The sequence below is a fragment of the Pseudoalteromonas holothuriae genome (genome assembly GCF_945859825.1).
In the GTDB taxonomy this organism is placed as follows: Bacteria; Pseudomonadota; Gammaproteobacteria; order Enterobacterales; family Alteromonadaceae; genus Pseudoalteromonas; species Pseudoalteromonas holothuriae.
In genome coordinates, this window is record NZ_CAMAPC010000007.1 from 66062 (window position 1) to 91972 (window position 25911).

The following is a 25911-nucleotide window of genomic DNA, read 5'->3' on the forward strand; positions in this document are numbered from 1 at the left end:
ATAAATAGCCAAACAACTCACTTGAGTTAATTTCAACAATTACAGTCACGTGTGTAATTGTTTTGATTTTTTACGGTCTACTATAAAACACGGCGAACAATGAAGTAGAAATATATGTACATGTACGGTTTACTTGTTTTGATTTTAAGCATAACAATCAAAACCTCTCTTGCATTTGAAGTAACATATGTAAACTTAGAAAAACTAAATACTCCTCAACAGAATAAAGTAAAAAACTGGGTTGCTCATGGCATAAACAGTACTTTTAAAACACTTGGGCCACTGACACAGCAAACTCTGCCAGTTATCTTAAAACCGCGTTATTTTGCTTTTGAGCCAGTGCCATGGGCAAGTGTAAAACGAGGTATTGATGATAATATTTATGATGCTATTGAATTACATTTTCACCGTTATGCCAGCGAAAAAGCATTAATATATGACTGGAGTCTATATCATGAACTTTCGCACCTATACCATCCTTTATTTGCCTATAAAGACTTTTGGTTAAGTGAAGGCCTAGCAACTTACTTGCAAAATATCGTTATGTTAGAAAACGGCATCATTAATCATAATGAATTTAAAGCCCGGCTTAAAGCTGGATTAAAACGAGGTCAGCAACAAACAAATAGAATAAAAGGCCCTTTGAATCAAGTAGCTAACAACATGTGGGCACTAGGGGCGCAACAGCGTGTATATTGGAGTGGTGTGGCTTTTTTTATCCATGCACAGTTAGAACTAAAAAAACACACAGGTAAATACAAAACAATTGCCGATGTAATACGACAATATCAGCAATGCTGTAAACGCAGCACTCATTCAGCAAAACAATTTCTCGCGCAATTAGATAAGCTCTCTAAAAGTGCGGTATTCTCCACACTTTATCACCAGTATTCATATCGTATGGATTTTCCGAATATAAGTACTAAACAACTCAATCAACTGCTATTTTAGTGTGATGATAAACGCCACATTAGTGACCTTTTGTGGGTATAAAGTCTCAGTAAACATGTCGTCCAGAGCTTGTTTCTTTACTTGAATAGTACCAGCTACATTGTGATGTTAGACGCTGAGTCAGTTCAAGACCAAGTCCAAGTCCAAAGCCTAGTTCGTTTGATTCATATATAGGCGCGGCATCAACGTTAGTGATCGTTACCTCATAACCTGACTGATTTATGATGATAAGTCCGTGATTAGTATGTACGAATGCGTTTCTAATAATATTACTCAAAACTATACGGCATACTGTTTCAGGTAATGGATAAATACACTTACCGGTATTAATACGAACTTCGACTTGCTTATCTTTGACCAGATAATCTAGTTCAGATGCAACCTCTTTAACACTTCCCCACTAACTGATGAGTAGAGTATAAATAGTCAGTAGTTAAAGGTAGGTTAAGACTTTCGTCTTGGATAATTTAAAGTTTTCATGATTTATACAATTGCATTAAATAAATGAACAGATATTAGATAGATCAACGGCTTAGTAACCAGAAAAAATTTCGGTATGTCGTTATTCTACATAAGTCATTTTTAACACAGTGAATGAGTCTTTTAGCTCGCTAGATTGGGCAATGTTTAATAGAATTGGTATTACAACAACAACTCTTTACCTTAAGGTAAGAATTGTTGTTGTCAAATAGAGTTACGCCAAGGATGCGTTAATTTCTTGTAAGGTTTGAACTGGGTTACTTGCTTGTGTGATTGGGCGGCCGATGACTAAATAATCACTACCAGCAGCTACAGCTTTTTGTGGTGTCATAATGCGCTTTTGATCGCCAGCATCACTACCTGCAGGGCGAATCCCAGGAGTAACTAACTTAAATGAATCACCTAGTTGAGACTTTAATAACTGAGCTTCTTGTGCGGAACAAACAACACCATCAAGCCCTGCCTCTTTGGCTAGCTTAGCTAAGTAAACAACCTGATCTTGAGGTGTTTTTTCAATGCCTAAGCGCAATAACTGCCCTTGATCCATACTTGTTAGCACCGTAACTGCAATCAATAACGGTGCTTTGTCACCATAGTTATTCAATGCTTGTTTTGCCTTTTGCATCATCTCAAGACCACCGCTTGCATGCACGTTAACCATCCAAACACCAAGCTCAGCTGCAGCAGTAACCGCTTTAGCAACTGTATTTGGTATATCATGAAACTTAAGATCCAAGAACACATCAAACCCAAGTTCGATTAACTCTTTTACAAACTCAGGGCCAAAATAAGTAAACATTTCTTTGCCGACTTTTAAACGACATTCTGAGGGTGAAAGCTGTTTTACAAAATTTATTGCTGCTTGCCTATCATCATAATCTAATGCGATAAGCACTTTTTTTGTATCATTTTGAGACATAGTATTCCTAAGTTTACCGGCAGTTCAGAAATATAGAAGCGCGAACATTTTGCAGTATTATAACGGAAACTTTCTGAATTGACCTGAGAATTTACGTAATTCGCGTTAATAGCCATCTAGTCCTTTACTTGGGCCTATCGTCTCCCAATGTTTACATGATGGGCATAACCAGTACAAAGTATGACTACTGAAGCCACAATGCTGGCATTGATACTCTGGTTTAGTGGCAATATAAGATTTAACTAACTTATCGATTTCTGACAACACTGCTTGAATTTTATTATTATTATTTCCCAATAACTGAAGTAAAAAGCTAAAGCCACGAATAGAAGGTTCCCGTTTTAAGCTATCAGTTAAAAAGTCAATTGCTTGATGTAACTGCCCTTGCTCTAACAATGATTGGCAGTGCTTTATACGTATCAGTACACCGCCCTGTGGAAGCAGTTCTTCAATTAGATCATCAAATTGATTTTTTAAATTTAGTTCAATATAACTTTGCTCTAATTCTTTAATATAAAGTGGTGCTGTATTAGTACAGTTAACAACCAACTTTCGCCAATAATAAATAGCCTTTACATGGTCATTTTTTACAAAAGCATCTTTACCCAATTCATAATACGGTCGAATTATTTTATGCTCAAACGCACACGCCAATTCCATTAACTTGGGTGTGTCATCACTTATTGCCGCCTCACAATAAAAATTAGCGATTGCGGCAAAATGTTGAGGTTTAGTAAACAACTCCCGGTGCGATTCATACATATTTATACCCTTGCGCCATTCGCGCATTTGTGAGTACAAATTGATAATAGGATCTAACGCTTTAACATTGTGATTTTTGACTAAAATAACGAGGTGTTCTTCAGCACTATCTAATAATCCTGCAAGTACATAGTCTTTAGCAAGTTCCAAGCGACATGAAGCCATAACACTGGCACTTAAATTTGGTTGGTTTAGCAATAATTCATGAATTTTTATTGCTCTGTCTAATTCGCCTCTTTTGCGAAACAAAGTAGCTAAGGTGAGATAATGTTCAACAGAGTCTGCAGATACTTCTAAAAGCTGAATAAGATGTTCTAAACCCTGATCTTCTTCGCGATCAAGTAGAAATTTAAGACCTTTGCTATATTGAGAGGTAATTTGACGATTGAGTTCAAGAGCTTGGTTTTTTGCGCTATTTTTTCCCATTACGTAGCCATATGCAGCTGCAACAGGTAGCAATAAGAACAGCAACTCAGTCATAGTCAGCGTTCGGTGTCAGTTATCATTCGACGATTGTTTTTCTTCAGCCGATAGTTCTGCCACTTCAACTTTGAAAATACCGTAACGCTAATTACACAGCCAACTAATACACCAACAACAAAACATACACTCATTAAGGTTGACAAGGGTAAAGTACTACTAGCAATAATATAATTAACATCAACTACTTCTGGATTTTGAGTTCCAATAACAAATGCTAACAAAACTATAGCTAATGCCAATCCTTTTTTAACTACCTTGATCAAGTGTTACTCCATATCTCAGGTTTTATTTAAGACTTTCATTTACGCGATCACGTAACTCTTTACCTGGCTTAAAGTGTGGTACATATTTGCCATCTAGCTCTACTGTATCACCTGTTTTAGGATTACGCCCTGTACGAGGAGAACGATAATGTAAAGAGAAACTACCAAAACCGCGAATTTCAATACGATCAGAGCTTGATAATGAGCCTGCCATTTGTTCAAGAATTTCTTTAACTGAGTTCTCTACATCCTTTACTGGGATATGAGCATGTTGCTCTGCTAGTTGTTCTATCAATTCTGACTTTGTCATAATGTTTCCTTAGATATAAAAAGGAAGGGCTAAAGCGCCCTTCCAGTTAAGACTTGTATATTAGTCTTTTTGAGCGTTTTTGAAAGCTGCAGCCATTGCGTTTTCAAACGCAGGCTCTTCTTTCTTCAACTTCTCAAGAACTTCTTTCTCTTCAGCTTCGAACATAGCTTTAACTGAAAGGCTGATAGTACGGTTCTTACGATCAACACCTAAATATTTAGCTTCAATTTCGTCGCCTACAGAAACAACAGTCGTTGCATCTTCGATACGCTCTTGAGCGATGTCAGCTACACGAATGTAACCTTCAACACCTTCGATAAGCTCAATCGTTGCGCCTTTAGCGTCAACTTCAGTTACCTTACCTTTAACAATAGCACCTTTTTTGTTTGCGTCTAGGTAGTTATTGAAAGGGTCAGCTTCGATTTGCTTAACACCAAGAGAGATACGCTCACGTTCAGGATCTACTTGCAATACAATTGCAGTGATTTCGTCGCCTTTTTTGAACTCACGAACCGCTTCTTCGCCTGGAGTGTTCCAAGAGATGTCAGAAAGGTGAACAAGTCCATCAATACCACCGTCAAGACCGATGAAGATACCGAAGTCAGTGATTGACTTGATCTTACCAGTAACTTGGTCGCCTTTGTTTTGAAGACGAGCAAACTCTTGCCAAGGGTTAGCAATACATTGCTTAAGACCTAGAGAGATACGACGACGTTCTTCGTCAATCTCAAGAACCATTACTTCAACAGTATCGCCAAGGCTAACTACTTTTGAAGGGTGGATGTTCTTATTAGTCCAATCCATTTCAGATACGTGTACTAGACCTTCAACACCTTCTTCGATTTCAACGAAGCAACCGTAGTCAGTTAGGTTAGTTACACGACCAGAAAGCTTAGCACCTTCTGGGTAACGGCCTGCAATTGCAGCCCATGGATCTTCGCCAAGTTGCTTAAGACCTAAAGAAACACGAGTCTTTTCTTTGTCAAACTTAAGTACTTTAACTGCGATTTCGTCGCCAACGTTCACGATTTCTGAAGGGTGCTTAACACGCTTCCACGCCATATCAGTGATATGTAGAAGGCCATCAACACCACCTAAATCAACGAACGCACCGTAGTCTGTAAGGTTCTTAACGATACCTTTAACTTCTTGACCTTCAACAAGGTTTGCAAGAAGTTCTTCACGCTCTTGTGAGTTTTCAGATTCGATAACTGCACGACGTGAAACAACAACGTTGTTACGCTTTTGATCAAGCTTGATTACTTTAAACTCAAGCTCTTTACCTTCAAGGTGTGCTGTGTCACGTACAGGACGAACATCAACAAGTGAACCAGGTAGGAACGCACGAATAGTGTCAACTTCAACGGTGAAACCGCCTTTAACTTTACCGTTGATAACACCAATAACAGTCTCTTGCTCTTCGCACGCTTTTTCAAGACGGATCCAAGCTTCATGACGCTTCGCTTTCTCACGAGAAAGAATAGTTTCACCGAAACCATCTTCGATTGCATCAAGTGCTACGTCTACTTCGTCGCCAACAGCAACTTCTAGTTCACCAGCAGCATTTTTGAATTGCTCCGCAGGGATAGCACTTTCTGATTTCAAACCAGCATCAACAAGAACAATGTTGTTCTCGATTGAAATAACAGTACCTTTAACGATAGAGCCTTGCTCTGCTTCAAAACCCTTTAGGCTTTCTTCAAATAACTGCGCAAAATTTTCTGACATACTAAATACGTCTCATATATTAATATTCCAATTAGCAACCATGCTGCATGGGGTAGTTAAAAAAACACCAGCATCCTGCCAGCGCATAATAAATTTTTAGGCTAAACGTGATCTTTCGAGCTTTCCTGAAACCACTGCATCATCAAGTATTGATACTATTTTAGAAAATACTTGCTGTGCATCCAGTTCAGTCGTGTCGATCACAATTGCATCATCTGCCGGTACAAGCGGCGCAACTTCTCGATTCATATCTCGGTCATCGCGTGCTTTTATATCCTCGAGCAGACCACTTAGTGTAACATCTAGCCCTTTAGCATTCAACTCTAAGTAGCGCCTATTAGCACGTTCTTGAGCACTTGCCGTCAAATACAGTTTGATTTCGGCTTCAGGGAAAATCACAGTTCCCATGTCCCTACCATCGGCGATTAGTCCTTGTTCGCTTCTAAATGCTCTCTGACGGCGTAGCAAGGCTTCTCTAACACGAGGTAAAGCCGCTACTTTTGACGCGGCAGCTCCCACCTTTTCATCTCGAATAGTGTTACTTACATCTTCCCCTTCTAAAATTACTTTACTTTTTTTAGAACTTGGATCGATGAGAAATTGTACATCTAAATTGGCTGCTAACGGCACCAAAGCGTCCTCATTATCAAGAGCAATTTGGTGGTGTAACGCAGCTAAAGACAACACGCGATAGATTGCTCCGCTGTCCAAAACATCCCAATTTAGTTTTTCAGCTAACAAGCGACAAACTGTTCCTTTGCCTGAACCACTTGGGCCGTCTACGGTGATAACTGGCATAGATGCCGGCATTTAAACCTCCTGAAATGCTCACCTGAAATAAATCGCGAGCATTATACGCAAATTAAATGAATTTTACCTTATTATCATGTAACTTTTTGTTAGATAGGTACTAAAATGAAAAGTTTAGAGCTATTTTAGAAACAACTCTAAACCATTACAGCATGACTTCACTAGATGTCACTCAGTACTAATTGAGGTAAGCACATCAAAATATGTTGGGAAAGTTTTGGCTGTGCAGCCAGGGTCGTTAATCGTTACTGTATGACCCGCCACTGCAACCATAGAAAAACACATTGCTATACGATGATCATTGTAGGTATCAATATCAGTTAGATTTATATTTTTCGGCGGTGTTATCTCGATAAAGTCATTGCCTTCTACCACTTCTGCACCAACCTTCCTCAGTTCAGTGGCCATAGCAGCTAATCGATCTGTTTCCTTCACTCGCCAATTGTAAATATTTCTAATCGCCGTAGGTCCTTTAGCAAACAATGCTACTGTCGCCAACGTCATCGCAGCATCAGGAATTGCATTGGCATCTATATCAACGCCTTGAAGCTCTCCTTTACGGACAACTAACTTCTCATCGTACCAATCAATTTGTGCCCCAACTTGCTCCATTACATTAGCAAAGCCAATATCACCTTGAACACTTTTTTTCCCAACACCGTTGATGACAACTTCACCTCCGGCAATTGCAGCTGCTGCAATAAAATAAGAAGCAGACGATGCATCTCCCTCAACCATAATTCTTTTTGGAGAATGATAAACTTGCTCACCTTTAACACTGAAAGTTTGGTAGTTATCATTTACTACATCCACGCCAAATTGCGCCATAACACCAATCGTGATATCAATATAAGGCTTTGATACCAAATCTCCTTTAATTCTAATCTTGGTATCACCAGCAAATAAAGGGGCAGCCATTAGTAATGCGGTTAAAAACTGGCTTGAAATACTACCATCAATTTCAACTTCACCGCCTTGTAAAGCCTTGCCTTTAATCAGCAATGGTGGGTAGTCTTTATTCTTTAAGTATTTAATATCCGCACCTAAAGCTTGCATCGCATCTACTAAGTGCCCGACAGGCCGCTCTTCCATACGCGGCTCACCTATCAACTCAAACTCTCCAACTGTAGCAGCCAATACTGCTGTTAGTGGTCTATATGCAGTACCCGCATTACCCAAAAATAGTGCATCTTTTGGTGAGGTAAGTCGGCCTGCACAGCCATCAACAGTGGCAATCGTTTTATCATCATTGAGCGTAACACTTACGCCCATTTGCTCTAGTGCACCTAACATGTGACGAATATCATCGCTGTCTAACAAGTTATGCACTTCAGTGGTGCCCTGTGCTAATGCAGCAAGGAGCAAGATGCGATTAGATAAACTTTTTGAACCAGGTAAGGTGACAGAACCTGACACCTTAGAAATAGGCCTTAGTGTTAATTGCTCCATCAGCTGTGCTCCTTTGCAAATTTCTCCATAAACGATACTAACGCGTTAATACCTTCAATTGGCATTGCGTTATAAATGCTAGCGCGCATCCCGCCAACCAAACGGTGCCCTTCAAGGGCAACTAAATTATTTTGAGCGGCTTGCGCTAAAAACTCCGCATTTAAATTATCGTCTTTTAACCAAAATGGGACATTCATTAATGAGCGACAATGTTTTGCTACTTTATTAGAATAAAAATCTGACCCATCAATGTAGTCATACAAAATAGCTGCTTTGTTTTTATTATGTACTTCCATAGCTTGCACACCACCGTTCGCTTCTAAGTATTTGAATACTTCAGCTGCTAAGTACCAGGAAAATGTTGGTGGCGTGTTATACATGCTGCCTTGTTTAGCTTCAATTTTATAATCTAGTATTGATGGGCAAGGAAGGCCTTCGCGGGCTAACAGTGTTTTGCGAATTATCACAATACATAAGCCCGACGGACCTATATTCTTTTGTGCTCCAGCATAAATAACATCAAAATCATCCACATTTATCTCACGTGATAAAATCATTGATGACATATCTGCCACAATTGGAGCTGTTTTATGTTTAGGTACATCAAAAATTTCTATACCATCAATGGTTTCATTCGGGCAGTAATGAATAAATGAGGCGTTCTCTGGCAGTAGCCATTGATTGACTGGTTTAATATCAAATTGACCGTTATCATCGTTACGAACATTGATGCCTTCTACTGTTGTAAATCTTGCTCCCTCTTGGGTAGCTCCAGTAGACCAAATACCATTTTCGATATACACACCAGGTGCATTATCCAAGTGTAAATTTAGGGGAACCGCCGCAAACTGACCACGACCACCGCCGTGCATAAATAACACGTCAAATTCATCTGAGATTGCCATCAAACGACGTAAGCTTGCTTCACACTCTTTTACCATGGCCAAAAATGGCGCAGATCGATGGCTCATTTCCATCACTGATACACCTAAATTTTGCCAATTTAAAAATTCTTGCTGTGCTTTATTCATGACCTCAGGGGGCAACATTGCAGGACCTGCACAAAAATTATATACCGTCATTTTTCCTCATTCCTAAACAACTTAGTATTTATTATAAAAAAAGCGGCCGGAGCCGCTTTTTTCACTTATTCACTGGGTGAGTCATCAGTGCTCACTGGTGAGTCCTCCGGTGCAGGTAATTCACTACCTTCACCTTCGGGAAGTTCTTCAACTGCTATTTCCTCGATACGTTGTAAACCAACTACTTGCTCGTCGTCAATAGTTCTAATCAAAATAACCCCTTGGGTATTACGACCAACCGTTGAAACTTCACTAACACGTGTTCGCACAAGCGTACTGCGATTAGATATCAACATGATTTCGTTGTTATCTTCAACTTGTACAGCACCCACAACACTACCGTTACGTTCGCTAACTTTAATAGACACAACACCTTGAGTAGCTCGGCTCTTAGCCGGGTAATCTTCTAGCAAAGTACGTTTACCGTAACCATTTTCAGTTACTGTTAATATAGCGCCATCGTTTTTAGGCACAATCAGCGAAACAACTTTTACATCATCAGGCATCTTAATACCGCGTACACCAGTTGCTGTACGACCCATAGGGCGAAGTGCTAGCTGCTCTTCACCTGTTTCAGGGTCAATTTTTACCTCACCAGTTTCAGAGTCACGTAATTTTTCATTGAAACGCACTACTTTACCATGATCAGTAAATAGCATGATATCGTTACTGCCATTTGTGATATCTGCACCTATCAAGCAATCGCCTTCATTTAAATTAATAGCAATGATGCCGCTTGCGCGTTGACGGCTATATGCCGTAAGCGGTGTTTTCTTAACAGTGCCGTTAGCTGTTGCCATCAATACATACTTGTCTTCTTCGTACTCTCGAACAGGTAAGATTGTGGTAATACGCTCATCAGCTTCAAGTGGTAACAAATTAACGATTGGTTTACCACGTGCTGCACGAGAAGCAAGCGGTAACTGATAGACCTTCAACCAGTACATGCGACCAGCGGTTGAGAAACATAAGATAGTATCATGGGTATTAGCAACTAATAGACGCTCGATAAAGTCTTCATCTTTCATACGCGTAGCAGCTTTACCTTTACCACCACGGCGCTGCGCCTCATAATCAGTAAGAGGCTGGTACTTGACATAACCTTCGTGCGATAAAGTAACTACAACGTCTTCTTCATTGATCAAGTCTTCTAAACTAATGTCATGCGCGGCTGCACTAATTTCAGTGCGACGCTCATCGCCATAAGTCTCTTTAATGACCACAAGCTCATCGCGGATCACTTCCATCAAACGTTCAGGTGTGGAGAGTATGTATAATAATTCTGCGATTAGTTCTAATAACTCTTGGTATTCAGCTAGAATCTTTTCGTGTTCAAGACCCGTTAATTTATGTAAGCGTAAATCTAAAATGGCTTGAGCTTGTTGTTCTGACAAATAATACTCACCGTCACGAATACCCAGTTCTGGCTCTAACCAATCTGGACGTGCAACATTATCTTCACCCGCTTTTTCAAGCATGCCTTTAACTGTACCCAGCGCCCAAGAACGTGCTACTAGTGCAGCTTTTGCCTCAGATGGGCTCGGTGATTTACGAATAAGCTCAATGATAGGGTCTATATTTGCCAGTGCAATCGCCAAACCTTCAAGGGTGTGTGCTCTATCACGTGCTTTACGTAAATCAAATACGGTACGACGCGTTACAACTTCACGGCGATGAATAATGAACGCTTCAAGCATTTCTTTTAAGTTAAAACATTTAGGCTGATTATTGTCTAACGCAACCATATTCATACCAAACACAGTTTGTAACTGAGTTTGTGCATATAGGTTGTTTAAAATCACTTCGCCTACTTCACCACGTTTGACCTCAATTACGATACGCATACCGTCTTTGTCTGATTCGTCACGAAGCGCGCTGATCCCTTCAACTTTTTTCTCTTTAACTAATTCAGCAATTTTTTCTATTAAGCGTGCTTTGTTAACTTGGTAGGGAATTTCATGGACGATAATAGTTTCTTTACTCGTTTTTTCGTCCACTTCAATTTCAGCACGAGCACGGATGTAAACTTTACCACGGCCTGTTTTATAAGCCTGCTCAATGCCCTTTTTACCGTTAATAATTGCTGCTGTTGGAAAATCTGGGCCTGGAATATACTCTATCAAGTCTTCAATGGTTAGATCAGGATTTTGGATTAAAGCCAAACAACCATTGATCACCTCAGTTAAGTTATGAGGAGGTATGTTCGTTGCCATACCAACAGCAATACCTGAGGAGCCATTAACTAATAAAGCAGGTACTCTTGTCGGTAATACATCGGGAATTTGTTCAGTACCATCGTAGTTTGGTACAAAATCGACCGTTTCTTTTTCTAAGTCGGCTAACAATTCGTGAGAAATCTTAGCCATACGTACTTCGGTATAACGCATTGCAGCTGCTGAGTCACCATCTACAGAACCAAAGTTACCTTGGCCATCAACCAGCATGTAGCGTAAAGAAAATGGTTGCGCCATACGTACTATTGTGTCGTACACTGCGCTGTCGCCGTGAGGGTGGTATTTACCAATTACATCACCGACAACACGCGCCGACTTCTTATAAGGCTTATTCCAGTCATTTTTCAATTCGTTCATGGCAAACAAAACACGACGGTGTACTGGCTTTAAGCCATCACGTACGTCAGGTAATGCACGACCAACGATCACACTCATCGCGTAATCTAAGTACGAGTTTTTGAGTTCATCTTCAATATTGACTGGCAGGATTTCATTGGCGAGTTCAGTCATTCGGTTCCACTTTCCTTCAGTGTCTAACCCTTTTATGTCACACTATCGCGTGACAAAGGGATTAAGTTATTATTAATTCTCAAACGCCATGCTAACACACTTTTAAACAGTTTACAGGCGCAAAATTTTAGTGATTTTAATCTGACCCCCTTTATAATGCGCTCAGATTAACGAGGAAGTTTTTTATGACCGAACATCAAAATGTAGACCCACAAGAAATTGCAAAGTTTGAACAAATCGCAGAACGGTGGTGGGATACAGAAGGAGAATTTAAACCGCTGCACGATATCAACCCACTGCGCTTAGATTTTATAAATGATAAATGTCAGGGTTTATTTGCAAAAAAAGTACTAGATGTTGGCTGTGGCGGCGGTATTCTTACAGAGAGTATGGCTAGACTAGGCGCAAAGGCTCATGGCATTGATATGGGTCAAGAGCCATTAAATGTCGCTAAGTTACATAGCTTAGAGTCTGGCGTAAAAGTTGATTATCAAAAAATACCTGCTGAGGACTTTGCCACCCAGCACCCTGAAGAATTTGATGTAATAACATGCATGGAAATGTTAGAACATGTTCCAGAGCCCGCTTCTATTATCTCAGCAGTGGCTCAACTTGCAAAACCTGGTGCCAGTGTCTTTTTCTCTACACTCAACAAAACAACAAAAGCTTATTTAATGGCAATTGTTGGCGCAGAGAAAATCCTTAAAATTGTGCCTGAAGGTACACACCAACATGACAAGTTTATTCGCCCTTCAACACTAATTAACTGGGCTGAACAAGTCGGTCTAAAAGTGCGCGCTAGTGCTGGTATTAGCTATAATCCGATTAGCAAAACATTCACACTAACTGATGATGTCAGTGTTAATTATCTTTTACATTTTGAGAAGCTAGCATGACCCAAGCTGTTATTTTTGACTTAGATGGGACCCTACTAGACACTTGTGATGATCTGGGTGCCGCGCTTAACTACACTTTACAGTTATATGGCCTACCTGAGGTATCAAAAGCAGATTATAGCCCCGCAATATCAAATGGCGTTAAAGCGTTATTACAAGTTGGCTTTAAAGATAAGCTAACTGATTATGACGAACCCATACTAAAACAAAGTGTGCTTGATTATTATGAAAAAAACATCGCGGTTCATAGCCATTGTTTTAACGGGATCGCCCCTTTATTAGACATGCTTCGTAGTAACGGAATAAAAATTGGTATAATGACCAACAAACCGACCTTCCTAACTTTACCCTTGTTAAAGTTAATAGATGAATTAAAAGATATCGAAGTCGTCGTTTGCGGGGATACGCTAGATGAAGCAAAGCCTTCACCAAAACCACTCTTGCATGTTGCTCAACAATTAGCAGTTAAACCTAGCGAATGTTTTTATGTAGGCGATGCAGAAAGAGACATCGCAGCCGCAAAAGCGGCCAATATGCGATCCGTTGCTGCGTTGTGGGGCTATATCCCCAGCAAAGCAATTGCACTCAGCTGGCAAGCAGATCTAAATTTAACTAACCCTGAATCGTTATTTTCGCATATCTAGTATTTTTGATTTCGACAAGGCACTATATCTTGTGCCTTGTAGCTAAAAGAAAGCCAGATTGCGTATAAAAAAATCAGTTAGAATTTTTTTTGAATTTGATAAAAAAACCAGACTTCTTGGTTGATTTTTTTTAGGCTTCTTTACCAGTGATTCCTCAAAGGTTAATGGATACTAACACTTGAAGATTATCCCTAAGTTATCCACAATTGTAGCCAAGTTGTTCTATTGCAAATTATGCTAATCCACACTATCTTGTGATCCACGGTAAGCCTATCACCATATATAGTGGTGAATAGATAATCAAAGTGTGAACCGTGCGTTTACCACAAAAATACAATTCCGAAGGAATACAGGCGCAACTATGAACCAACAGCTATCTGTCAGCAAACGAAATGGCCGTAAAGAGCCGCTTGATCTTGATAAGATCCATCGCGTGATCACTTGGGCCGCAGAAGGTCTAAATAATGTTTCTGTATCACAGGTCGAATTAAAGTCTCATATTCAGTTTTACGATGGTATTCGTACTGAAGATATACATGAAACTATTATTAAAGCCGCTGCTGATTTAATAGATAAAGACTCTCCTGATTACCAATATTTAGCTGCGCGCCTTGCAGTGTTCCATTTACGTAAAAAAGCTTATGGCCAATTTGAGCCGCCGCATTTATATGACCATGTAACTAAAATGGTTGAAGACAAACGTTATGACCCTCACCTTCTTGTTGATTATACCGAGCAAGAACTTGATGAACTTAATGACTACGTTGATCACAGCCGTGATATGAATTTTAGTTATGCCGCTGTAAAACAGCTCGAAGGTAAATATTTAGTTCAAAACCGTGTGACGGGCGAAATCTATGAGAGTGCCCAATTTTTGTATATTTTGGTCGCTGCAAGCTTATTTTCGGATTACCAAAAAGATACACGCCTAGACTACGTCAAACGTTTTTATGATGCGATCTCACTTTTTAAAATATCACTACCTACCCCGATTATGGCGGGTGTACGCACACCAACTCGTCAATTTAGTTCCTGCGTATTGATTGAGTGCGGTGATAGTTTAGACTCTATCAATGCGACTTCATCTGCTATCGTAAAATATGTAAGTCAACGCGCTGGGATTGGAATAAACGCTGGCCGTATTCGTGCATTAGGTAGCCCTATTCGCAATGGTGAAGCTTATCACACTGGTTGCATTCCTTTTTACAAACACTTTCAGACTGCTGTTAAAAGCTGCTCGCAAGGTGGTGTTCGCGGTGGCGCTGCCACTTTGTTTTACCCGCTTTGGCATTTAGAAGTAGAAAACTTGCTTGTTCTAAAAAATAACCGAGGCGTTGAAGAAAACCGTGTCCGCCACTTAGATTATGGTGTGCAATTTAATAAAACTATGTACACACGTTTGATCAAAGATGGTTACATCACATTATTTAGCCCATCGGATGTACCAGGGCTGTATGATGCTTTTTTTGAAGACCAAGAAAAGTTTGAAACTCTGTACGTGCAATACGAACAAGATGAATCAATTCGTAAAAAGCGTATTAAAGCCATTGAGCTATTTTCTATGTTTGCACAAGAACGTGCAAGTACCGGTCGAATTTACCTGCAAAATGTTGACCACTGTAATACACATAGCCCATTTGACTCAAAGGTTGCCCCAATTCGACAGTCAAACTTGTGCCTTGAAATTGCGCTACCAACTAAGCCTTTAAACAATGTGAGCGACCCTGATGGTGAGATTGCACTATGTACCTTATCAGCATTCAACTTAGGTGCGCTCGAATCATTAGACGAGCTAGAGGAATTAGCTGAACTTGCCGTAAGGGCACTTGATAACCTATTAGATTTTCAAGACTACCCCGTACCTGCTGCACAAAATGCAACTATGGGACGTCGTACTCTCGGTATTGGCGTTATTAACTATGCTTATTACCTCGCCAAAAATGGCGTTAAGTATTCTGATGGCAGCGCGAATGGTTTAACACACCGTACTTTTGAAGCAATTCAGTTTTACTTAATGAAAGCATCAAATGAGCTAGCTAAAGAGCGTGGTGCTTGTCCATTGTTTAATGAGACTACGTACTCCCAAGGCATTATGCCAATTGATACATACAAGCGTGATTTAGATAAAATTTGTGATGAACCCCTCCATTTAGATTGGAACGGTCTTCGCGAGCGTATACAAGAACATGGTATGCGCAACTCAACGCTATCAGCATTAATGCCATCAGAGACATCATCACAAATATCAAATGCCACAAATGGTATTGAACCACCTCGTGGTCATATCAGCGTAAAAGCCAGTAAAGATGGTATATTAAAACAAGTTGTTCCTGAGTATGAGCGTTTAAAAGACAGCTATGAATTACTGTGGGATATCCCTTCAAATGATGGTTACTTAAGCTTGGTTGGAATTATGCAGAAGTTTGTCGATCAAACTATCTCTGCAAATACAAACTACGACCCAAATAAGTTTGAAGGTGGCAAAGTTCCAATGCAGCTGCTGCTTAAAGATTTATTAACTGCATATAAGTTAGGTGTAAAAACACTTTATTATCACAACACCCGAGATGGCGCTTCTGACTCACATGATGAGCTTAAAGTACAAGCGGAAGATGATGATTGTGCAGGCGGCGCTTGTAAAATATAAGTATTAGCGGGTCATAAGATCCGCTGTTTTTGGTATCGAGTATATAAAATATGTCTTATTCTACTTTTAGCAGAACTCATAATGATCAGTTAAAAGAGCCAATGTTTTTTGGCCAAACCGTCAACGTTTCTCGTTTTGACCAACAAAAATACCCTATTTTTGAAAAGTTAATTGAAAAGCAGCTATCTTTCTTCTGGCGCCCTGAAGAGGTAGACGTAAGTAAAGATAGATTAGATTTTCAAGGCTTACCTGAGCATGAAAAGCACATTTTCTTAAGTAATTTAAAGTATCAAACACTATTAGACAGCGTACAAGGCCGCTCTCCTAACGTCGCGTTGCTCCCTATCGTATCTTTACCTGAACTTGAAACATGGATCGAAACTTGGGCATTTAGTGAAACTATTCACAGTCGCTCATACACACACATAATTCGTAATGTGACGCAATCACCAGAGTTAATTTTTGATGACATTGTAACTAATGATCGTATTAATCAACGTGCTGATGCTGTAACTCGTTATTATGATGAACTTATCGAGAAGGTTTCTCTTTATAACCTATATGGTGAAGGTAAGCATGAAATAAATGGCAAAACGGTAGTAATAAATCAGTTTGAATTGAAGAAACTGCTGTACCTTTGCATCATGTCAGTAAACATTTTAGAAGCTATTCGCTTTTATGTGAGCTTTGCCTGTTCATTTGCATTTGCAGAACGTGAGCTAATGGAAGGTAACGCAAAAATCATCAAGCTGATTGCGCGTGATGAAGCATTACATCTATCTGGCACACAGCATATGCTAAACATCATGCAAGATGGCAAAGATGACCCAGAAATGGCAATTGTTGCTGCTCAATGCCAAGAGCAAGCTATTGCAATGTTTGTTGAAGCAGCAGAACAAGAAAAAGACTGGGCTGAATACTTATTTAAAGATGGCTCAATGATTGGCTTAAATAAAGATATTTTATGCCAATATGTTGAATATATTACAAATGTTCGCATGACAGCTGTCGGTCTACCTACACAGTTTGAGAACAAGAGTAATCCTATTCCATGGATAAATGCTTGGTTAGTGTCTGATAACGTTCAAGTTGCCCCACAAGAAGCAGAGATAAGTTCATACCTTGTTGGTCAAATTGACTCTGAGGTTGATGCTGCAGAATTTGGTGATTTCGACTTGTAATGAGCGATAAGCACTGCCATAAGGTTACTCTTAATAGCCAATCTGAGCCGCTAGATTTTGCGGCTCAATCACCTTCTCTTCTTGATACTCTAGAGCAAGCTAATATTGAAGTCGCTTATCAATGCCGTGAAGGGTTTTGCGGTGCATGTCGTGCCAAACTAGTGCAAGGAGAGGTTTGTTATAACCAAGAACCTTTAGCATTTGTCCGTGATGGTGAAATACTTCTATGCTGTACCAAACCTTTAACTAATATAAAGCTCACCCTACTGTGAACATACTTTGCATTTTTATAATACACTCTATTTAATTAACCACAGCTCTGGATAGGCAAATTAGTTCAATAATCTATTTTTTGATTCAGGGCGTTGGTTTCACTCACAATAACCAAAATATCATCATTCGTTTGCAAGTATTGAGAGTTTACAAAGTATTATCCCTTCAACCCCCTTATAAAACATCAGGAAAAGGATTCTAAAGTAGCTTTAATACATTGGTTTCGTAATATTCAGTTTTATCGCTCACACTAATTTGGTTTTGCTCTATAACAATATCCCAATGCAAACTCCGGCTCAATGCTTCACTTAAGGAATCTAAAAAATCCTCTTCCAACGCAAAAATACTGATATTTTCTACGTAGCTTAATCGCTCTTTAACAGAGTCAAACCACTCGCTATCTTCTTTGATAAGTAACACAAGTTTTTTATACTGCTTAGCTATGCGAATAATATCGCCTAACTCCATAACGCCCGCAAACAATGCAACGGTTATATGACCTTGTTTATCTTCTAGCCAGACGTCTGGTTTTTGCTTTTCAGATAAATTATTGAGACAAGCAGCTTGTTCATAAGATAACGCACAATACCCTAACATTTTTAATACGAAGTGCTCTAATGTCTCTGCTTTTTGCAATGCAGTGGTAAACACTTCTTGGTGGTTGGCATGATGAAATAGGTCTGCCACATTCAATCGTGCCTTGAAAACAAAAGGTTTACTCATAAGAATTACCCAAAATATAACATTCTCTGTAACTATAGGAGTTATGATCACATTATCAACAAAATTAAGAGTTACAATATAACATTGTTGAATCATTAAAAATGCGGTGTTATATTATAACAACACTAACACACATACTCTGAACAAGTTAAAAATTATGATCAAGCAGTCCTTAATTAGCAGTGCCATTGTTTCCGCTTTATTTTCATCTTATGCATTTGCAGGTGATGTGAAAGGTAAAGTAGTTGATCACAATAACCAACCTGTAAGTGGTGCTAAACTTCATTTGCATGGTAAGTCACAATCTGTCAGCACTGACAAAAATGGCCTTTTTACTATTTCGGTTGATGCAGACTCGCAACTTCATGTGTCAAAAAACAACTACATTGATGAACGAATTAATGTAACTGAAAACAATGGTTTCGTAACAGTAAAACTCAACCCAAGTGCAGTTGAAAGCATTGTTGTGTTTGCATCGGCTCTGCATAAAAACAATGTTGAAATGGCAGCACCGGTATCAGTGTTAGGCGGTGATGAGCTAAAAAATGCAGCGAAACCTACTCTCGGTGAAACATTAAAAGGCATCCCTGGTATCAATTCGAGTTATTTTGGCCCAGTTTCTTCAAGCCCTATAATCCGAGGTTTAGATGGTCCGCGCGTAAAAATCATGCAAAATGGTTTAGATAGCAGTGATGCATCTCGGGTTGGACCTGACCATGCTAATACAAATGACAGTTTATCAGCACAGCAAATTGAAGTGTTACGTGGCCCTGCAACCTTGCTGTATGGCTCAGGTGCCATTGGTGGTGTCGTGAATGTGGTTGATAACCGCATTCCTAGAGATGTAATAGAAACCTTAAGTGGTGCTGCTGAATATAGCCATGACAGCGTATCTAATACCAACACTTATGCTGCCCTGCTAGAAACAGGTAACGACGGGTTCAACTTTCACTTTGATGGTGTAAGTCGTAAAGGTGGCAACTATGAAACCCCGACTTTCAAATTACCTGAAGATGAGCACCATGATGAGCATGACGCTCACGACGACCATCATGAAGAAGAGCACCACGATGAAGAACACATGGATGAGCATGAAGAACATGCTGAATTTGCCAATCAGGTAGATAATACTTTTATTGACTCTCAGCAATTCAATATTGGCTCAAGCTATGTCAATGAGCATATGACCATTGGCTTATCTTTTGGTCGGATTGATACTGACTACGGAATTCCCGCACATAGCCACGCGCACCATGAACATGACGAACACGACGAACATGACGAACATGACGAACATGACGAACATGACGAACATGACGAACATGACGAACATGACGAACATGACGAACATGATGACAATGTATTCGCCCGTGTAAAACAAGACCGTTGGCAAGCATTATTTAATTATGCATTGCATAATCAATGGATTGAATCGGTAAGTGTACGCGCAGGCTATACCGATTATAAACACAGTGAGATTGAAGGCGAGCAGATTGGCACAACTTTCACTAACAAGTCATCTGAATTACGTGCCAGTTTAGAGCACAAGTTAGGTAACTGGCACGGCATCCTTGGCTACCATTTCAGTGATAGTGATTATGCTGCACAAGGTGAAGAAGCGTTTACACCAGCCACACAAACTAAAATTCACTCTCTTTACTTACTCGAAGAGCGCAACTTTGGTGACTTTACTTTAGAGCTGGGTGCTCGAGTCGAAGATTACCAACTTAGCAGTAGAATTAGTACTCACGAAGAGCATGAACATGAACATGAACATGAACATGAACATGAAGAACATACTGAAGGCGATGTCGATTATCAACTTGATATGACCAATATCAGTGCGTCTATCGGGGGGGTTTACGAGTTTATCGACGGCCACAACGTTGCACTTAACCTCTCTCGCTCTGAGCGTGCCCCCTTAACAGCAGAGCTATTATCAAATGGTTCACACATCGCGACTAACACTTATGAATTAGGTTTAGGATATCACCTTGAAGACGGCGAAGCCCACTTTGAACCAGAAGATATAAAACAAGAAACCGCAACCAATATTGATTTGAGTGTTCGTCGCTTCATTGGTGATTTTGGTTATACCATTAACGTGTTTTATAACGATATCAACAACTTTTACTATCAAAAGAATACCGGCTTGATGTATAGCCACGCACACGGTATTGAAGAGGCAGATCATTTTCATGAAGGGTCTCAGCCTGTTTTTCAATTTACCAGTCAAGATGCTGAACTTTACGGAATAGAATTGGACGCGCATTATCGTATTAATGATAAGAACCGTTTCAAGGTGTTTGCTGATTCGCTGAGCGCCAAACTTAAAAATGGTAATGCGTTACCGCGTATTCCTAGCAACAAGTTAGGCGTGAAGTACGAATATGCTTATGAGGGTTTTCAAGCCAACATGACCGTGACACGCTACGCTAAGCAAGATGATATTACCACCTATGAAACCAACACAATGGGCTACACCCTTGTTGATGCAAGTGTTCAATATGACTTTAGTCAAAGCGGTATTGATTTTGTTGCATATATGAATTTAGACAACCTCACTGACGAACTAGGCTTTGTACATAGCTCATTCATCAAAGAGCAAGCCCCGCTTCCTGGGCGCAACATTAAGCTTGGTGTTCGCGCCTACTTCTAACGCTCCAATGCAATGTTAGCGCTCAGCAAATGCTGCCTAACATTGCATTTTCTCTTAACTTGTAATGCCTTGTAATAGCAAACACAACAATAAGTAACTATTATTTTACATTTACTGTTGCAAGGAATATCAATGAGCAAGTTATATTTAGCCACCACACTCGGTATTATTGGCCTTTTTGCCATCGTAGGCTGTAGTACAAATCGTCATACTGCCCCTTCAGAACCAATTTCAATTACACCTGAAAAAGGAAAAGTACCAAAACGTACATGGCTTGACCAAGGTTGGAGTAAAGAAATAAGCGAAAATTTTTGGTTTACAAACCAAGGCTCACAAATAATACCTTACAACTGGTTCGTTTGGCTTGAGCAAGCTGATAGCACCCAACTGTTCCGTCATACCGAGCATATGGAGTCTTTACGTTATTTACCAAGCGAAGCCAGCAAAAAAAACCCGGGCGGGTTACCAATTGGCTTTGCTCTGCACAGCAACCAAACAACGGGTGAAAATTGGGTTGGTATGACCTGTGCTGCTTGTCATACTAACCAAGTAGACTACCAAGGTACAAAAATACTCGTTGATGGCGCGCCCACTTTAGGTAACTTTGTACTCTTTTTTGACCGACTGGTTACTGCACTTAACACCACACTTAATGATAATGCTAAATTCGATCGTTTTGCGCGTAATGTTCTTGCTTCAAAATACAGCTCAAGTAATAAAAACAACCTTAAAAAGCGCTTGCAAAGTATTGCATTACAAACAGCAGATCGCCAACAGGTAAATGCATTACCCGAAGACTTTCCAAAAGACTTTACCAGTTATGCGCGACTAGATGCTTTTGGCAACATACAAAATGCAGGTACCGCTTTTGCACTTAATGATTTAACAAACAAAAATGCGCCTACAGGCCCAGTTTCATACCCCTTTTTATGGGGAACACATCAATCTGACGTGGTTCAATGGAATGCATCGGCGCCAAATACACCTATTGTTGGTCCACTCGTACGCAATATTGGCGAAGTGGTGGGAGTATTTGGTGAGCTTGCAATCAAAGAAGCACCGTTTTGGCAACGCCTTTGGGGCAAACATGTTCGCTATAGTTCAACCGTTGATATGATAGGCCTTGGCAACTTAGAGTCTTGGGTAAAAACATTAAAATCACCCCAATGGCCTTTAGAGCACTTCCCTGCTGTTGATACAGAAAAAGCTGCCAAAGGTGAGCTGTTATATAAACAACAATGCGCGAGTTGCCATAAAATTGTTCCCCGCGGCAAAGAACATGAAGATTATACCGCCAATCAAACTTTAATTAGTGAATTGGGTACTGATCCTGTTACCGCTAATAATGCATCTTGCCATATGGCTAACACACTGATATTAGAAGGCACCAAAGAGCACATTTTAATTGGCTCTAAGTTTCAGGCTGAAGACAATGCCATCGATATACCCGTCAATGGGGTAGTTGGTTTAGTGCTAAAAGACCTACCTCTGGCACTTAAAGCTGGTAATATTCCTGAGCGCACAGGCGTTGACGGTGAGAGAATTAGCGCCATAAAAGAGCTTGAAAACTTAGTTGTTCATCATCTGAAAAAACGTGGTAAAAGGGCCGATGAAGTTGAAGCTGATTGTGCCGATGGCGTTTACGATGGTGGTGTTTATAAAGGCAGGCCACTTAATGGTATTTGGGCAACGGCTCCTTACCTACACAATGGGTCAGTACCTAACCTATATGAATTAATGCAAAAACCAGAGCAACGCGTAACACAGTTTTGGGTAGGTAATCGAGAGTTTGACCCAGTGAACGTTGGCTATGTTACAACCGCGGGCTTAAATATGTTTAAGGTTAACAAACCCAATGGCGAAATCATGCCAGGAAACTCAAATAGAGGTCACAGCTACGGCACCGATCTAAATGATGAGCAAAAATGGCAAATTATTGAATATATGAAAACACTTTAACTACTTAGTTATACCAATTGCATTAAATAGATGACCAGATAAATGGCTTAGTAATAAGGTGAAATTTCGGTATGTAGTTATTCTACATGAGTGATTTTTAACTCAGGTACTAGGTCATTTAGCACACTTGAGCGATCAATATTTTAATAAAATTGATGTTGTTATAGGGCCTCGCAGGGCCCTTTTCATATTACTCTGATATATAAACTCTCCTAAAGCGCCGCTGTTTAAAAGCCAATAATACAAACGTTCACCTAATTTACTAAGTACGTAAAAAATACTATTCAAACACACGTATTACCTGTGCCTAACCTGAACGTAATGCGAGTATTTTAGATATATCATCAGTTTCACTGAACAAAGAAAGAGCTTTGTTCTGCGTTTCTATAGCCACAATAGACATTCTGTCTGCCAATTCATTACCTTCAATGCCCACATGTCCATTTACATGATATATGTGAATTTTTTCAGCAACTTCTTGGTAAAGCATATAAGCAGACTTAATTATATCGAGATTTTTGATTTCGCCACCAGCTTTAGTCCAGCCTTTTTTCTCCCAACCGGCGGCCCATTTTGTAACACAATCAATGGAATACCTTGAATCACAGAAGATCACCACAGAAAAATTAGAAGCAAGGTACTCTTTTGCAAGTAACAAAGCTTGAGCTAAACCACGAAGTTCGGCTGTATTATTAGTGCCAATAGCTTGATACAAACCATACCAAAGTTCACTTAATTCATTTTGTTTATAAACAGCTAACCCTGTACCAGCCTTTCCCGGATTAGGGTCACATGCACCGTCTGTATATATTTTTATGTCAAATGGCATAGCATCAATTTCTTTTTGGCATAGCGACGTTATATTTGATTTATTGGTTTTTGCTCTTTGCTTTGCTTTTAAGGGTGTTAAACTTAATTTACCGCTAAATGCTGACTGAGCTTCTTCTAGTGAGGAGTATGATTTATATTTAGCTCCAGCAAAACCATCAACTAATGATTTACACTTATCCCACGTCGTAAAAATACCCGTTTCACGGCCTGTCCAGATTACGTAATACTTTTTAGCCACACGGCCTCCAAGTTAAAATTAACAATTTATATCGTATTATACTCTTATTAAAAGCCTACTATCATCGCTATTATCACTGCAAGGAAACAGAGTTATCTGCCTAATACAAATATAGATAACACTAAGTTGTAATGTGTGATGCTTTTGGTGGATAATCAGAATCCCCCTCAAGCTTGCTTGGGTCGATACTATAATTTGTAATGACGATACATTTCATAAACCTTCTCTACTTGGTGTATTTAAAAGGTATTTCTACTTTATATATTTTGTCGGTAACTATGCAGCACACACCTGTTGTTGAATGTGTCTTAATTGCTTACGTAATTCATTCAATGATAATGCTCCTGATATAACCCACTCCTCATTTATCACTAAAGATGGTGTTGACTGGATCTCAAATTTTCGAGCCAACTTTCTATCTCGTTGAATTTCCTGCACACGATCTGAAGATGCATAATCTTTCAAAAAGCGTTGTTTATCTAATCCAACTTCAACGGCAATATCTGCAAGTGTCTCTAAATCAGCGATGTTGCGGTTTTCACTCATATGTGCGTGTGTAACTGCGTCAAAATAATCCCAATACTCTTCTTTTCCACCTTGTTTTTGTGCTACTTTGCAAGCAATTAATCCAGTAGTAGATGTAGGATATTCAAATGACTTTTTTCGCATCCCTTCAACGTTGACACGGTTTTGGTCGTCGGCCAGAGCGCAGTGTTCCCAATGGCCTAATATGATTTTCTTTGCTTGTTTCATTGAACCAAACTTTCTTATCATCTCGCTCTTATCTGCTGACAATGCAAAGGCATGGTGATGCACCTCTAAGTTCATTTCTTTTGCAAGATGACGTAGTCGTGGTGATAGTACATAACACCAACCACATATAACATCGTGGAAAAAATCAACTCTAAGTTTCTGCTTCATAATGACTCTCTAAAATTTTGTTTGAATATTTATTTGTACTCAGGTTTACCAAGATATTTCAGGACCTACAGGGATAATACGGTATGGATTAATATGCTTGTGAGAAAAGTAGTAATGCTCTTTCATATACTCTAAATCAATTGTCTCTCTTACCTTGGGGATCGCAATTAAATCCAGCATGTATCGATATAGATGCTTAAACGATTTGAGTTGTTTCTTATTTGCCTTAAAGTGGACTTCATAGACAGCTTCAAAACGTACTAAAGAGGGTAGTAAAAACAAGTCAGATAAAGTCAGTTCATCACCGTGTAAATAGTGAGAATTACCTAATCTGTCATTTAATTGCTCAAGTGCATCAAATAGCACTTCGCTAGCCGCATCGTAAAGTGCTTGCCCTGTTGCAAATCCCACATGATATACTTTTCGATTCACATTGATGTGTAACCAATCATTTAGTAACGCTATTTTTTCTTTTAGATTTTCAGGAACAAGTTCAATGGGGTTTTTTGCCAAAGGTAACCAGGTTGTCGCGAATTCCATAGCCATTGAAGATGAGTCACCCCCTACGATATTGTTTTGATGTTTATCCCAAAGAACGGGCACTGTAACTCTTCCAGAGTAATTTGGGTTTGCTCGTTGGTATAACTCAACCAAACTGTCAGTATTATTCACTACATCTGGGTTTTCACTATCAAATAACCAACCGTCATCATAACGTTTTGCAGCAACAGAAGATGTGCTAATAACATGATCTAACCCCAGCAAATTAATGACCAAATAAGGACGATGGGCAAAAGGACATGCGTAAGACATGTATAAATGATATCTACCAGCTTCCGCAATTTCAGGCAGATGAAAACTATCTTCTTTTGCTAATGCAGAAACATCTTTGTTTGGAAACCATTTTCCATTTTCTAATACTGCCATAGGTAGCTCCTATTGAAATTATTAGGTCCAG

General features: G+C 39.6%; 22 protein-coding genes. 8 read left to right on the top strand and 14 right to left on the bottom strand.

Annotated features, from left to right (window positions below):
• Positions 1-114: 114 nt before the first annotated feature.
• Positions 115-951, top strand: a complete 837-nt coding sequence (locus OCI93_RS10905; RefSeq protein ID WP_315942816.1) for a M61 family metallopeptidase — start codon at positions 115-117, stop codon at positions 949-951.
• Between the two features lie 46 nt (positions 952-997).
• Here the strand turns inward: OCI93_RS10905 and OCI93_RS10910 are convergent, their stop codons facing one another.
• The 10 genes from OCI93_RS10910 to gyrA all read right to left on the bottom strand — a co-directional run bounded on the left by OCI93_RS10910 (position 998) and on the right by gyrA (position 11981).
• Positions 998-1228, bottom strand: a complete 231-nt coding sequence (locus OCI93_RS10910) for a hypothetical protein (RefSeq protein ID WP_261626405.1) — start codon at positions 1226-1228, stop codon at positions 998-1000.
• A 417-nt stretch (positions 1229-1645) separates the two neighbouring features.
• The gene (pyrF, locus tag OCI93_RS10915) at positions 1646-2350 is read right to left on the bottom strand and encodes an orotidine-5'-phosphate decarboxylase (RefSeq protein ID WP_261593001.1); all 705 of its coding nucleotides are present in this window, start codon (positions 2348-2350) and stop codon (positions 1646-1648) included.
• Between the two features lie 105 nt (positions 2351-2455).
• Positions 2456-3592 (bottom strand): lipopolysaccharide assembly protein LapB, encoded by a 1137-nt coding sequence (locus OCI93_RS10920; RefSeq protein WP_261626406.1) that lies wholly within the window; start codon positions 3590-3592, stop codon positions 2456-2458.
• A gap of 2 nt (positions 3593-3594) precedes the next feature.
• The gene (locus OCI93_RS10925) at positions 3595-3858 is read right to left on the bottom strand and encodes a LapA family protein (protein WP_261592998.1); all 264 of its coding nucleotides are present in this window, start codon (positions 3856-3858) and stop codon (positions 3595-3597) included.
• A gap of 22 nt (positions 3859-3880) precedes the next feature.
• Complete coding sequence (ihfB, locus tag OCI93_RS10930) at positions 3881-4168, bottom strand: integration host factor subunit beta (protein WP_261592997.1); 288 nt, start codon at positions 4166-4168, stop codon at positions 3881-3883.
• A 60-nt stretch (positions 4169-4228) separates the two neighbouring features.
• The gene (gene rpsA, locus OCI93_RS10935) at positions 4229-5896 is read right to left on the bottom strand and encodes a 30S ribosomal protein S1 (RefSeq protein WP_261592995.1); all 1668 of its coding nucleotides are present in this window, start codon (positions 5894-5896) and stop codon (positions 4229-4231) included.
• Between the two features lie 96 nt (positions 5897-5992).
• Complete coding sequence (gene cmk / locus OCI93_RS10940) at positions 5993-6706, bottom strand: (d)CMP kinase (RefSeq protein ID WP_261592994.1); 714 nt, start codon at positions 6704-6706, stop codon at positions 5993-5995.
• Positions 6707-6874: 168 nt separating this feature from the next.
• Positions 6875-8155: a 3-phosphoshikimate 1-carboxyvinyltransferase gene (gene aroA, locus OCI93_RS10945; protein ID WP_261626407.1), complete on the bottom strand. Its 1281-nt coding sequence runs from the start codon at positions 8153-8155 to the stop codon at positions 6875-6877.
• Positions 8155-9237 carry a 3-phosphoserine/phosphohydroxythreonine transaminase gene (serC, locus tag OCI93_RS10950; RefSeq protein WP_261626408.1) on the bottom strand — a complete coding sequence of 361 codons (1083 nt, stop codon included), beginning with the start codon at positions 9235-9237 and terminating at the stop codon, positions 8155-8157. The genes aroA and serC overlap by 1 nt, the downstream gene beginning before the upstream one ends.
• Positions 9238-9302: 65 nt before the next feature.
• Positions 9303-11981 carry a DNA topoisomerase (ATP-hydrolyzing) subunit A gene (gene gyrA / locus OCI93_RS10955; protein ID WP_261626409.1) on the bottom strand — a complete coding sequence of 893 codons (2679 nt, stop codon included), beginning with the start codon at positions 11979-11981 and terminating at the stop codon, positions 9303-9305.
• A 185-nt stretch (positions 11982-12166) separates the two neighbouring features.
• Here gyrA and ubiG point away from each other — a divergent pair, with 185 nt between their 5' ends.
• The 5 genes from ubiG to yfaE all read left to right on the top strand — a co-directional run bounded on the left by ubiG (position 12167) and on the right by yfaE (position 17621).
• Positions 12167-12877, top strand: a complete 711-nt coding sequence (gene ubiG, locus OCI93_RS10960) for a bifunctional 2-polyprenyl-6-hydroxyphenol methylase/3-demethylubiquinol 3-O-methyltransferase UbiG (protein ID WP_261592990.1) — start codon at positions 12167-12169, stop codon at positions 12875-12877.
• A complete protein-coding gene (locus OCI93_RS10965) occupies positions 12874-13521 on the top strand; it encodes an HAD family hydrolase (RefSeq protein WP_261592989.1) in 648 nt (215 codons plus the stop codon). Before ubiG ends, OCI93_RS10965 begins: the two co-directional genes overlap by 4 nt.
• Positions 13522-13882: 361 nt before the next feature.
• Positions 13883-16168, top strand: a complete 2286-nt coding sequence (gene nrdA, locus OCI93_RS10970) for a class 1a ribonucleoside-diphosphate reductase subunit alpha (RefSeq protein ID WP_261592988.1) — start codon at positions 13883-13885, stop codon at positions 16166-16168.
• Positions 16169-16218: 50 nt separating this feature from the next.
• The gene (nrdB, locus tag OCI93_RS10975) at positions 16219-17349 is read left to right on the top strand and encodes a class Ia ribonucleoside-diphosphate reductase subunit beta (protein ID WP_261592987.1); all 1131 of its coding nucleotides are present in this window, start codon (positions 16219-16221) and stop codon (positions 17347-17349) included.
• The gene (gene yfaE, locus OCI93_RS10980; RefSeq protein ID WP_261592986.1) at positions 17349-17621 is read left to right on the top strand and encodes a class I ribonucleotide reductase maintenance protein YfaE; all 273 of its coding nucleotides are present in this window, start codon (positions 17349-17351) and stop codon (positions 17619-17621) included. The genes nrdB and yfaE overlap by 1 nt, the downstream gene beginning before the upstream one ends.
• A 199-nt stretch (positions 17622-17820) precedes the next feature.
• Here yfaE and OCI93_RS10985 read toward each other — a convergent pair whose 3' ends face one another.
• Positions 17821-18345 carry a YaeQ family protein gene (locus OCI93_RS10985; RefSeq protein ID WP_261592985.1) on the bottom strand — a complete coding sequence of 175 codons (525 nt, stop codon included), beginning with the start codon at positions 18343-18345 and terminating at the stop codon, positions 17821-17823.
• Between the two features lie 157 nt (positions 18346-18502).
• Here OCI93_RS10985 and OCI93_RS10990 point away from each other — a divergent pair, with 157 nt between their 5' ends.
• On the top strand, positions 18503-21004 hold the full coding sequence (locus OCI93_RS10990) for a TonB-dependent receptor (protein ID WP_261626410.1): 2502 nt from the start codon (positions 18503-18505) through the stop codon (positions 21002-21004).
• A 132-nt stretch (positions 21005-21136) separates the two neighbouring features.
• Positions 21137-22963 carry a di-heme-cytochrome C peroxidase gene (locus tag OCI93_RS10995; RefSeq protein WP_261626411.1) on the top strand — a complete coding sequence of 609 codons (1827 nt, stop codon included), beginning with the start codon at positions 21137-21139 and terminating at the stop codon, positions 22961-22963.
• Positions 22964-23270: 307 nt separating this feature from the next.
• On the opposite strand, the gene OCI93_RS11000 is transcribed toward OCI93_RS10995, so the two are convergent.
• The 3 genes from OCI93_RS11000 to OCI93_RS11010 all read right to left on the bottom strand — a co-directional run bounded on the left by OCI93_RS11000 (position 23271) and on the right by OCI93_RS11010 (position 25880).
• Positions 23271-24032: a ribonuclease H family protein gene (locus tag OCI93_RS11000; protein ID WP_261626412.1), complete on the bottom strand. Its 762-nt coding sequence runs from the start codon at positions 24030-24032 to the stop codon at positions 23271-23273.
• A 276-nt stretch (positions 24033-24308) separates the two neighbouring features.
• The gene (locus OCI93_RS11005) at positions 24309-24953 is read right to left on the bottom strand and encodes a DsbA family oxidoreductase (protein ID WP_261626413.1); all 645 of its coding nucleotides are present in this window, start codon (positions 24951-24953) and stop codon (positions 24309-24311) included.
• A 45-nt stretch (positions 24954-24998) separates the two neighbouring features.
• On the bottom strand, positions 24999-25880 hold the full coding sequence (locus OCI93_RS11010) for a glutathione S-transferase C-terminal domain-containing protein (RefSeq protein WP_261592980.1): 882 nt from the start codon (positions 25878-25880) through the stop codon (positions 24999-25001).
• Positions 25881-25911: the final 31 nt, after the last annotated feature.